The sequence below is a fragment of the Mesorhizobium sp. WSM4306 genome (assembly GCF_007003975.1).
Lineage (GTDB): Bacteria > Pseudomonadota > Alphaproteobacteria > Rhizobiales > Rhizobiaceae > Mesorhizobium.
This window is the reverse complement of the sequence record NZ_VFTC01000037.1, coordinates 46,438-57,217: the sequence shown is the minus strand read 5'-3', so window position 1 is coordinate 57,217 and position 10,780 is coordinate 46,438. Positions and strand designations below refer to the sequence as shown.

Sequence of the window (10,780 nt, the reverse complement as noted above, 5' to 3'; positions counted from 1 at the left end):
TTGTCGCTCTTGATTGCCCTGCTTCAAATCCGGCCGAAGCCGGTCGCCGCTTAGGGCTCGGATTGTTCACGGTCGACGATTTGATGCGGTAGTCGCCTATGAGCGGTCAAAACGAACGCAGCTGGTTCGCCGATCGACCAAACGGCGAGCGCACTGTGCTTTGCTCAGACCGCCACCGAGTGCCTCGCCGTTCCCCCTTTGAAATATGTATCGAACTTGGCCGCGATGGTTCGAATGAAGGGGCGACTTTCAGTCCGTACGAGGAAACTGTCACCATCGAATTCAAGCGCTCGGGCAGGATCGTGGAGTGCGATGGACCTCGAGCGATGAAGGAGCTGCTCGCCGGCTTTGCCGAACCGCTCCACCAGGTCGACTGCCGAGAAGGCAAAATCACACATCAGCCGCTCGATGATCCAGCCACGGACGCGATCGTCGTCGGAAAGGGCAACGCCGCGGACGGCAGCCAACCCGCCATCCGCAACCATGCGCCCGTACCCGGCAGTCGAAGCCATGTTCTGCACGTAGCCTTGGCGAAAACGACCGATGGACGAAGGGCCAAGTCCGATCAGTGTCGGGCAGCGATCCTCAGTGTAGCCCTGAAAATTGCGATGCAAAACCCCTGCGCGGGCCGCTATGGCCAGCGCATCGTCGGGCTTCGCGAAATGATCGAGTCCTATTGCCTCATATCCCTTGGCGACAATTGCCCGCGCCGCGAGTTGAGATTGGGCGAAACGCTCAGTGGGACTCGGCAGCCATGCCTCGTCGATCATCGTCTGATGCTTCTTGAACCAGGGCACATGTGCGTAGCCGAACAGGGCCATCCGGTCTGGCTCCAAGGTCAGTGCCTGCGCCACCGTGGAACAGATCGTCTCGCGTGTCTGATTCGGGAGCCCGTAGAGCAGGTCCAGATTGACCGATTCGACGCCCCGCGAACGAACCCCGTCGACGACTGCCTTGGTCTGCAAAAAACTCTGCTCACGATTAATTGCTTTTTGCACTTGCGGATCGAAATCCTGCACGCCGAGGCTCGCCCGCGTTACGCCGATTTGAGCAAGTGCATCAAGGCGCGCCTTGTCCATGTCGTTGGTTTCGATTTCGATGCTGACCGTAGCATCCGGGAGAAGGTCGAAGCTGTCCCGCAAGGCCGCTCCAAGAGCAACCATATCATCGGGCCTCAGAATAGTTGGCGAACCGCCACCGAAGTGGATTGCACGGACATGTGCCTTGCCGCTCACCAGACCGGCAATCGTGACGATTTCGGCATTCAGCGAGCGCAGATAAGCGGCCACCGGCTCATATTGGTGCGTCTGCTTGGTGTGGCAGGCGCAGAACCAGCAGAGCTTGTCGCAGTAAGGAATGTGCAGGTACAGCGAGATTTCGTCGCCGCTTTCCAGCGTCTCCAACCAGCCACGGTAAATGGCAGCATCGATCCCCGAATGGAAATGCGGCGCCGTCGGATAGCTGGTGTAGCGTGGGACGTTCTCGCTGAGTTTGACAGCTATTTCCGATTGCATCTCGCGTTCACCGTGTTGCCCGCCGGAACACTGCACGCATCGCTGAAGCAGACCCTGATCTCGATCAGCCGCGCTCATGGACAAACCGCCGCAGGATTTCTCTACCCTGGATGGGTATCCTGCCGGCAGTTAGGATCGGGTAAGGCGAACGCATGACCTTTCGGCAAGACATTCATAGTTCCGGCATTCCTGTTCTTTGCTTCCCTTGCGAGGCACGGCGTCGCGGTGTCTGCGGTGCGCTCGATCCAGACAATTTGGTTGGGCTCGCCAAGACTTGCTCGCGTCGCCGGATCGAGTCAGGAATGGAGTTGACCGGCGAGGCACAGAACGTCGACAGCTACTCCAACGTGCTTTCAGGCGTGGTAAAGCTATCAAAGAGCCTGTCGGATGGGCGCCAGCAGATCGTCGGTCTCCAGTTTGCACCGGATTTTCTGGGACGTCCTTTCAAGGAGGAAAGCTCGATCAATGCGGAAGCGGCAACAGCAGTCACGCTGTGTTCGTTTCCGCGAGCGGCCGTCGAACGGATGATGAAGGCGTCACGGGAATTCGAGCATCGCCTGCTCAAACAGACGCTGAATGAACTCGATGAGGCGCGCGAGTGGATGGTGACGCTGGGGCGCAAGACAGCTCCGGAAAAGGTGGCGACTTTTCTCCTCATGATGGCCCGGAATATCGATTCCAGTCTCGATGCGGCTTCCGGGTCGGCCTCCTTCGATCTGCCGCTGACGCGTGCCGAAATGTCTGATTTCCTTGGAATCACCAGCGAGACCGTGAGCCGCCAACTGACGCGATTGCGGGCTGACGGGGTGATTCGGATTGAGAACGCACGCCATGTGACGGTGGACAGCATAAGCCGTCTGGAGAAGCGCTGTGGCGGCGGACGCGAGCGGCCCTAAGCGGCGAGGCCATGTCGCATGACTCCGGGGCGGGCCGTGTTTGCCTTTTAATGCGATGTCGCCGCGCCTTCGACGAAGCGGCGTCACGGTTGTCGAGACAAACAGCTTTCGGGCTTTGATAGGAACGTGACCAATCGCCAGGTGTGTTTCGGCACATACCGGCGAAGCATGGTCCTTAATCTGCCACGGCTCGGCGGAACGATCGCGTTCGTTTCCAATGGGATCCGAACAACGTTTGGCAGGGCATCGGCAATAGCATCCAACGCGCGCAGAGCCTCAGCTTTCGCCTCAGCGATCGCGTCTGCGCCCGCCCAACCCAGGGAACGCCTTCCATGAGGGAGTGAGCCCGCGCTGCGTTCCTCGTTCATTCGCCACCTGCTGATTGCGCCGCACAAAATCGTGCGGCCTGACATAGATCAGGGCGAGGGGGCGGCGGCTGCGCGATTAGTGCGCTGCGGATTTGGCATCCACCAGATTCGAGATCGGGATCTGCAATGAAATTCGGCACAGAGATCGTCCTTCTAAGCGTGTTCGCTTTTGCGGCCCTGGTGGCCGCCGGCTTCGGCGTGGATGAACCTTTCCGCCGACACATGTGGGTGTTGTTCTTCGCAGTGGCTGGTTTCACTGCGATCCTGTTGCGCAACACGGAGTTCAGGCCAGCAGCTCCGATTGACCCATCCGCTTACATGGATGGTCCGATCCGCTACGGCGCGATCGCCACCGTGTTCTGGGGTGTCGTCGGCATGCTGGTCGGCGTGGTGATCGCGCTGCAGCTCGCCTACCCCGATCTCAACATCCAGCCCTGGTTCAATTTCGGTCGTTTGCGGCCGTTGCACACATCCGGTGTCGTTTTCGCCTTCGGCGGCAACGCGCTGCTTTGCACGTCTCTGTATGTCGTGCAGCGCACCTGCCGCGCGCGCCTCTTCGGCCGTGATCTCGCCTGGTTCGTCTTCTGGGGCTACCAGCTGTTCATCGTCATGGCCGCGACCGGCTACCTGCTCGGCATCACCGAGGGCCGCGAGTACGCCGAACCCGAATGGTATGTGGATGTCTGGCTGACCATCGTCTGGGTCGCCTACCTCATTCTGTTCCTTGGCACGATCCTGAAGCGCAAGGAACCGCATATCTACGTGGCCAACTGGTTCTACCTGTCGTTCATCGTGACCATCGCGATGCTGCATGTGGTCAACAACCTGTCCATACCAGTCTCGTTCCCGGGCTCCAAGAGCTACTCCGCCTTTTCAGGGGTCCAGGACGCCTTGACGCAATGGTGGTACGGCCACAACGCGGTCGGCTTCTTTCTCACCGCCGGCTTCCTCGGCATGATGTATTATTTCGTGCCCAAGCAGGCGAACCGGCCAGTCTATTCGTACCGGCTGTCGATCGTCCATTTCTGGGCTATCATCTTTCTCTACATCTGGGCCGGGCCGCATCACCTGCACTACACCGCCTTGCCCGATTGGGCGCAGACGCTCGGCATGGTGTTCTCGATCATGCTGTGGATGCCGTCCTGGGGCGGCATGATCAACGGCCTGATGACGCTGTCCGGCGCCTGGGACAAGCTGCGCACCGATCCGATCATCCGCATGATGGTGATGGCCGTCGCCTTCTATGGCATGTCGACCTTCGAAGGCCCCATCATGGCGATCCGGGCGGTCAATTCGCTGTCGCATTATACCGACTGGACCATCGGGCACGTCCATTCGGGTGCGCTCGGCTGGGTCGGCATGATCTCGTTCGGCGCGATCTACTACATGGTCCCGAAGCTCTGGAACCGTCAACGGCTCTACTCGCTGAGGCTCGTCACCTGGCACTTCTGGCTGGCGACACTCGGGATCGTCGTCTACGCCGCGGTGATGTGGGTGTCCGGCATCATGCAGGGCCTGATGTGGCGCGAATATGGCGAGCAGGGCTTCCTGGTCTACTCCTTCGCCGAAACCGTCGCCGCCATGCACCCCTACTATGTCCTGCGCGCCATCGGCGGCGCCATGTACCTCTCCGGCGCCCTGATCATGGCCTGGAACATCACCAGGACCATCCTCGGCCACCAGCGCGAGGAGGAGCCGATGCCGAGCCCCGTCGCCATCCGACCTGCGCGATCAGGAGCCAGGTAATGGGCTTGATGGACAAACACGCAATCATCGAGAAGAACGCCACGCTTCTTCTCGTTGGCTCGCTGCTCGTGGTGACGGTCGGCGGCATCGTCGAGATCGCGCCTCTCTTCTATCTCGACAACACGATCGAGAAGGTGGAAGGCATGCGCCCCTATTCGCCGCTCGAACTTGTCGGGCGCAACATCTATATGCGCGAGGGCTGCTACCTCTGTCATAGCCAGATGATCAGGCCGTTCCGCGACGAAGTTGAGCGCTATGGCCACTACAGCCTGGCTGCCGAGTCCATGTACGATCACCCCTTCCAGTGGGGATCGAAGCGCACCGGGCCGGATCTCGCCAGAGTTGGCGACCGCTACTCGAATGCATGGCATGTCGCGCATCTTACCGACCCGCGCTCGGTGGTGCCGGAATCGATCATGCCGAGCTATGGGTTCCTGAAAGACACGCCGATCGACGTGAAGGATTTCTCGACGCATCTGGTCGCCAACAGGCTTGTAGCCGTCCCTTACACCGATGACATGATCGCCCACGCCAATGCGGATCTGGCGGCGCAGGCCGATCCCAATGCCGACACATCAGGCCTTGAGGCGCGTTACCCAAAAGCCAAGATCGGCGACTTCGACGGCAACCCGCAACAGGTCACCGAAATGGATGCCCTGCTCGCCTACCTGCAGATGCTTGGCACACTGGTCGACTTCAAAAATTACGACGAAGCCGCCGGCTACCGCTGAGGAGAACGCTGATGACCTACAATTTGATGCGGGCGTTTGCCGACAGCTGGGGCCTGGTTGCGATGGCGCTGTTCTTCGTGGGGTGCATCGCCTTTGCCCTACGCCCCGGCAGCCGAAGGCTGGCCGACGAAGCGGCCCGCATTCCGCTCGAGGACGAGTGATCATGAGCGACGAGCATATCGATGAAATCTCTGGCGTCTCGACCACCGGCCACGAATGGGATGGTATCCGGGAGCTGAACAACCCGCTTCCCAGATGGTGGGTTATCACTTTTTACGTCACCATTGTCTGGGCGATAGGCTACACCATTGCCTATCCAGCATGGCCTCTGTTGCACTCGGCGACAACGGGTGTGCTCGGCTATTCCAGCCGCAACGAGGTCAGGAACGAGCTGACCGCGGCTGAGGCCGCCAAGGGCAAATATATCTCGGCGGTGGAGTCCAAGAGCGTCTCGGAAATCGCCGCGGACGACGGCCTGCGCGAATTCGCAATCGCCGCCGGTGGCGCCGCTTTCAAGGTCAATTGCGTACAATGTCATGGCTCCGGCGCCCAGGGTTCCAAGGGCTTTCCCAATCTCAACGACGACGACTGGCTGTGGGGCGGCAAGGCCGAGCAGATCCAGCAGACGATTACGCACGGCATCCGCTTCGCATCCGATCCGGACACGCGCCTGTCGGAAATGCCGGCCTTCGGCGACATCATTACCGCCGACCAGATCGCACAAGTCAGCGCCTACGTGGCCAGCCTTTCCGGCAAGGTCCGCGATGCAAGTCTGATCCAACCCGGCGCCAAGGTCTTTGCCGAGAATTGCGTGGCCTGTCACGGCGACAATGCAAAAGGCAACAGGGAATTCGGCGCCCCCGACCTGACCGATGCGATCTGGCTCTATGGATCCGGTGAGACAGCCATCGCCGCACAGGTCCGTGCGCCAAAACAGGGCGTCATGCCGGCCTGGGTTGGCCGTCTCGGCGAGATCAAGGTCAAGGAACTTGCAGTTTATGTCCATTCGCTTGGCGGCGGAGAATAGGAATGGAAGGTCCTATTCTTCGGTCCCCCCTGCCAAGCGGACGAGGCCCGGCGTGAGCCGCCCCTCGACACCATCCCTAATGCGATCTGCACAACCCGGCAAGGCTATCCTACGGCGAGGCTTTACGACAGGTGCCCCTGACATTGGCTGGGAAAGTGGAGTTGCACATGCGTGACAAGACGCAGTTGACAGGGCTCGAAACAGAAACTGTCAATTCCGCCAAAACCCGCAAGCCGCTTTATGCCGCGCGTCAAAAGATCTTTCCGAAGCGCGCCTCGGGCAACTTTCGTCGCTTCAAATGGCTGGTGATGACGATCACACTTGGCATCTATTACCTGGCTGCGTGGCTGCCTTGGGCTCGCGGTCCATTTGCCCCGGACCAGGCAGTCCTGCTCGATCTCGCGAACCGGCGCTTCTACTTCTTCTTCATCGAGATATGGCCCCAGGAATTCTTCTATGTGGCCGGCCTCCTGGTCATGGCGGGCGTCGGTCTTTTCCTGATCACCTCGACTGTCGGCCGTGCCTGGTGCGGCTATGCATGCCCTCAGACGGTGTGGGTCGATCTGTTCCTCGTCGTCGAACGTGCGATAGAGGGCGACCGTAACGCTCGCATGAAACTCGATGCAGGCCCCTGGACCGCCCGCAAGCTGATGCTGCGCTTATCGAAGCACGCCGTCTGGCTGGTCATCGGTGCGGCGACCGGCGGCGCCTGGATTTTCTATTTTGCCGATGCGCCGACGCTGGTTGGCGAACTCTTCACCGGCACCGCGCCACCCGTCGCCTACATCACTGTCGCCGTGCTGACGGCTACCACCTACACGTTCGGCGGTCTGATGCGCGAGCAGGTCTGCACCTACATGTGCCCATGGCCGCGCATCCAGGCAGCGATGCTCGACGAAAGTTCTCTCACCGTCACCTACAATGACTGGCGCGGCGAACCGCGTTCTCGCCACGCCAAGAAGGTCCTTGCCGCAGGGCTGCCGGTCGGTGACTGCGTCGACTGCAATGCCTGCGTCGCGGTCTGCCCGATGGGGATCGACATCCGCGATGGCCAGCAGATGGAATGCATCACCTGCGCGCTGTGCATAGACGCCTGCGACGGGGTCATGGACAAGCTCGGCAAGGAGCGCGGGCTGATCTCCTATGCGACACTGTCCGACTACAACGCCAACATGATGCTGGCGACCGCGGGCGGCTCCAGTTCAGTCAACCCGTCGCAGGTCAGGACCGCTGATGGCCTGTTCTCCGACAAGGTGGCGCATTTCCATATCCGCAAGATCTTTCGGCCACGCACCTACGTCTACATGGGTATCTGGTCGCTGATCGGCCTGGGTCTGCTCTATTCGCTGCTGACGCGCGATCGGCTCGAAGTCAACGTGCTGCATGATCGCAATCCGCAATTTGTCACGCTGTCCGACGGCTCGATCCGCAACGGCTACACCGTCAAGCTGCTCAACATGATCCCCGAGCCAAGGACGATCGTTGTCGCGATTCAAGGCTTGCAGGGCGCCGAGATGAGCGTGGTCGGCGACGACATCCCGGAAGGCCGTTCTTTTGCCATTCCGGTCGAACCCGACCGCCTGAAAATGCTGAAGGTCTTCGTGCGCCAGCCGGCGGATCAAATCCAGGGCACAGCGCAGACCTTCAAGTTCCGTGTCGAGGACAAGGCGAGCTTCGAGGCGGACGAATACACCGCCACCTTCAACGCGCCGGAGACTGCCAGATGACCGCTAACGCTGAAAAACCCCGCGTATTCACCGGCAGGCACATGCTGGCCATCATCCTAGCCTTTTTCGGGGTGGTCATCGCGGTCAATCTGACGATGGCAACGCTCGCCAACACGAGCTGGACCGGCCTTGTCGTCGAAAACACCTATGTGGCGAGCCAGCAGTTCAACAAGAAGGCCGAGGAGGGGCGGGCGCAGGCAGCGCTCGGCTGGACCGGCAAGCTGACCATCGCATGGGGCGAGGTCCGCTATAGCCTTACCGACGCCGTCGGCAAGCCGATTGCCTTGCATGGCGTCAAGGTGCTGTTTCGCCATCCCGCCTACGAGAAAGAGGACAAGGCGGTCAACCTCGCCCTCGCCTCCGGCCAGGAATTCGCAGCCCAGCACATGCCGAAGGATGGCGTCTGGATCGTCGAAGTCGACGCTGACGCCGGTCTGGCCGAGCCCTACCGCGAAGTCCGCAGGATCATGATTTCCCATGGAGCGCTGAAATGAGTTGTTGTGCACCGGGCGCCGAAATGGCGCTTGATCTGGGCAGCACCACGTCGGTCCTGCCGTCTAGTCAAGAGATCAGGCTGGCGAGCCGATCGCTTGGAGATGATCTCCGCCAAACCGATCTTTCGGTGCCGAGCGTTCATTGCGCAGCTTGTATCCAGACGATCGAGACGGCGTTGGGAACGCTCGATCGCGTCGAGAGCGCCCGCGTCAACCTGTCGACGAAACGGGTCTCGGTCCGCTGGCGTGGCGACGAGGTTCCACCGTTCGTCGCCGCGCTTGGACGGCTCGGCTACCAGGCGCATCTCTTCGCCCCCGAGATTGATGAAAAGGACAGGACGCTTTCGGAGTTGATCCGCGCCGTCGCGGTTGCCGGGTTCGCGGCGGGCAATATCATGCTGCTTTCGGTCTCTGTCTGGTCCGGGGCCGAAGGGGCTACCCGCGACCTGTTTCACTGGGTCTCCGCATTGATCGCCATCCCAGCGCTCGCCTTCGCCGGCGGCATCTTCTTCCGCTCGGCCTGGAATGCACTGCGCCACGGCCGCATGAACATGGACGTGCCGATCGCGGTCGGAGTGTCGCTCGCTTACGCCATGAGCCTCTATGAGACGATCAACCATGGCGACCACGCCTATTTCGACGCGTCGGTTTCGCTGCTTTTTTTCCTTTTGATCGGCAGGACGCTGGATCACGTGATGCGCGAACGTGCCCGCACCGCGGTGAAAGGCCTGTCGCAGCTGGCCGCACGCGGCGCCATGGTGCTGCGCGGCGATGGCGCGCGCGACTATCTGCCGGTTGGCGAGATCGAACCGGGGATGCAGCTGCTGATCGCGGCCGGTGAAAGGATCCCCGTCGACGGCAAGATCATCCACGGAGCGTCTGATCTCGACTGCTCGCTGGCCTCAGGCGAAAGCGCGCCGAAAAACGTGGCGCCGGGCGAAGCCGTGCAGGCCGGCGTGCTCAATCTTACCGGCCCGCTGACGATCGAGGCGACCGCCGCCGCGAAGGATTCGTTCCTCGCCGAAATGGTTCGGCTGATGGAAGCCGCAGAGGGCGGTCGCGCGCACTATCGCCGCATCGCTGATCGCGTGTCGGCACTCTACGCGCCCGTGGTTCATCTCACCGCCTTCGTGACATTCCTGGGTTGGATGGCGGCGACGGGCGACTGGCACCGGGCGATGACGATCGCCATTGCCGTTCTGATCATCACCTGCCCGTGCGCGCTCGGCCTCGCCGTACCGATCGTTCAGGTGGTCGCCGCGCGGCGTCTGTTCGAGAACGGCATCATGGTCAAGGACGGTTCGGCCATGGAGCGCCTGGCGACGATTGATAACGCAGTGTTCGACAAGACCGGAACGCTCACGCTCGGACAACCCCGGCTCCTCAATGCATCGTCGATCGATCCGGCCATGCTGGCAATCGCGGCAGACATGGCCGCGCACTCGCGTCACCCGTTTTCAAAGGCCATAACCGGCTTTGCCGCTCCTGGCGGGCAACACAAATTCGATGCCGTCACAGAGCATCCGGGGTTCGGGATCGAAGCCACTGTCGCCGGAAGCATCTGGCGGCTGGGTCGACGCGGATGGGCTGGATGGAAGGCCCGGACCGGTGGTGAAGGCAACCATGGCTATGGCGGAACGGTGCTGACAAAAGACGGGTTCATTGTCGCGACCTTCGATTTCGAGGATGCGCTGCGCGCCGACGCGGCGGCGGCGATCAAGCGATTGAACGATACTGGGGTGTCGATGCAAATGCTGTCGGGCGATACCGCAGGTGCCTGCGGTGAAGTTGCAAGAATGCTGGGTGTCGAGGACTTCGTTCCGTGCCTGCTGCCGTCGGGCAAGGTCGAGCGCATCGAGACCCTGGCGAAAGACGGACACAAGGTTCTGATGGTTGGCGACGGCCTCAACGACACGCCGGCGCTGAGCGCGGCGCATGTCTCGATCGCTCCGGCCACCGCCGCCGACATTGGCCGCAATGCCGCCGACTTCGTATTCCTGCGCGAAAGCCTTCTGGCAGTGCCTCTCGCGCTGGACGTCTCGCGCAAGGCGGGACACCTGATCCGCCAGAACATCGCGATTGCGATCGTCTACAATGCCGTCGCCGTGCCGATCGCCATCCTGGGCCACGCCACGCCTTTGTTAGCGGCGATTGCCATGTCTGCCTCATCGGTGCTTGTTATTGGAAACGCATTGCGCTTGCACGGCTTCGGGGCGAATGCGACGCTGCAAGTTATTCAAAAAGTCGGACGCTCCGCAGTCAGCTATTCGGCATAAT

At 61.2% G+C, this 10,780-nt stretch carries 9 protein-coding genes; 8 read left to right on the top strand and 1 reads right to left on the bottom strand.

What is annotated here, in order from left to right:
- Positions 1-164: 164 nt before the first annotated feature.
- Complete coding sequence (gene hemN / locus FJV77_RS29130) at positions 165-1,514, bottom strand: oxygen-independent coproporphyrinogen III oxidase (protein ID WP_063169226.1); 1,350 nt, start codon at positions 1,512-1,514, stop codon at positions 165-167.
- A 152-nt stretch (positions 1,515-1,666) separates the two neighbouring features.
- Here hemN and FJV77_RS29125 point away from each other — a divergent pair, with 152 nt between their 5' ends.
- From FJV77_RS29125 to FJV77_RS29090, 8 genes are all read left to right on the top strand, one after another.
- Entirely contained in the window at positions 1,667-2,410 is a 744-nt protein-coding gene (locus FJV77_RS29125) for a Crp/Fnr family transcriptional regulator (protein ID WP_024502861.1), read from the top strand.
- A gap of 494 nt (positions 2,411-2,904) precedes the next feature.
- Positions 2,905-4,524, top strand: a complete 1,620-nt coding sequence (ccoN, locus tag FJV77_RS29120) for a cytochrome-c oxidase, cbb3-type subunit I (protein WP_063169225.1) — start codon at positions 2,905-2,907, stop codon at positions 4,522-4,524.
- A complete protein-coding gene (ccoO, locus tag FJV77_RS29115; RefSeq protein ID WP_063169224.1) occupies positions 4,524-5,255 on the top strand; it encodes a cytochrome-c oxidase, cbb3-type subunit II in 732 nt (243 codons plus the stop codon). The genes ccoN and ccoO overlap by 1 nt, the downstream gene beginning before the upstream one ends.
- 11 nt (positions 5,256-5,266) lie before the next feature.
- Positions 5,267-5,416 carry a cbb3-type cytochrome c oxidase subunit 3 gene (locus tag FJV77_RS29110; protein WP_024502864.1) on the top strand — a complete coding sequence of 50 codons (150 nt, stop codon included), beginning with the start codon at positions 5,267-5,269 and terminating at the stop codon, positions 5,414-5,416.
- 2 nt (positions 5,417-5,418) lie between these two features.
- Positions 5,419-6,282, top strand: a complete 864-nt coding sequence (ccoP, locus tag FJV77_RS29105) for a cytochrome-c oxidase, cbb3-type subunit III (protein ID WP_063169223.1) — start codon at positions 5,419-5,421, stop codon at positions 6,280-6,282.
- 167 nt (positions 6,283-6,449) lie between these two features.
- On the top strand, positions 6,450-8,009 hold the full coding sequence (gene ccoG, locus FJV77_RS29100; RefSeq protein ID WP_063169222.1) for a cytochrome c oxidase accessory protein CcoG: 1,560 nt from the start codon (positions 6,450-6,452) through the stop codon (positions 8,007-8,009).
- Positions 8,006-8,503 (top strand): FixH family protein, encoded by a 498-nt coding sequence (locus FJV77_RS29095; protein ID WP_063169221.1) that lies wholly within the window; start codon positions 8,006-8,008, stop codon positions 8,501-8,503. Before ccoG ends, FJV77_RS29095 begins: the two co-directional genes overlap by 4 nt.
- On the top strand, positions 8,500-10,779 hold the full coding sequence (locus FJV77_RS29090) for a cation-translocating P-type ATPase (protein ID WP_063169220.1): 2,280 nt from the start codon (positions 8,500-8,502) through the stop codon (positions 10,777-10,779). The genes FJV77_RS29095 and FJV77_RS29090 overlap by 4 nt, the downstream gene beginning before the upstream one ends.
- Position 10,780 lies beyond the last annotated feature (1 nt).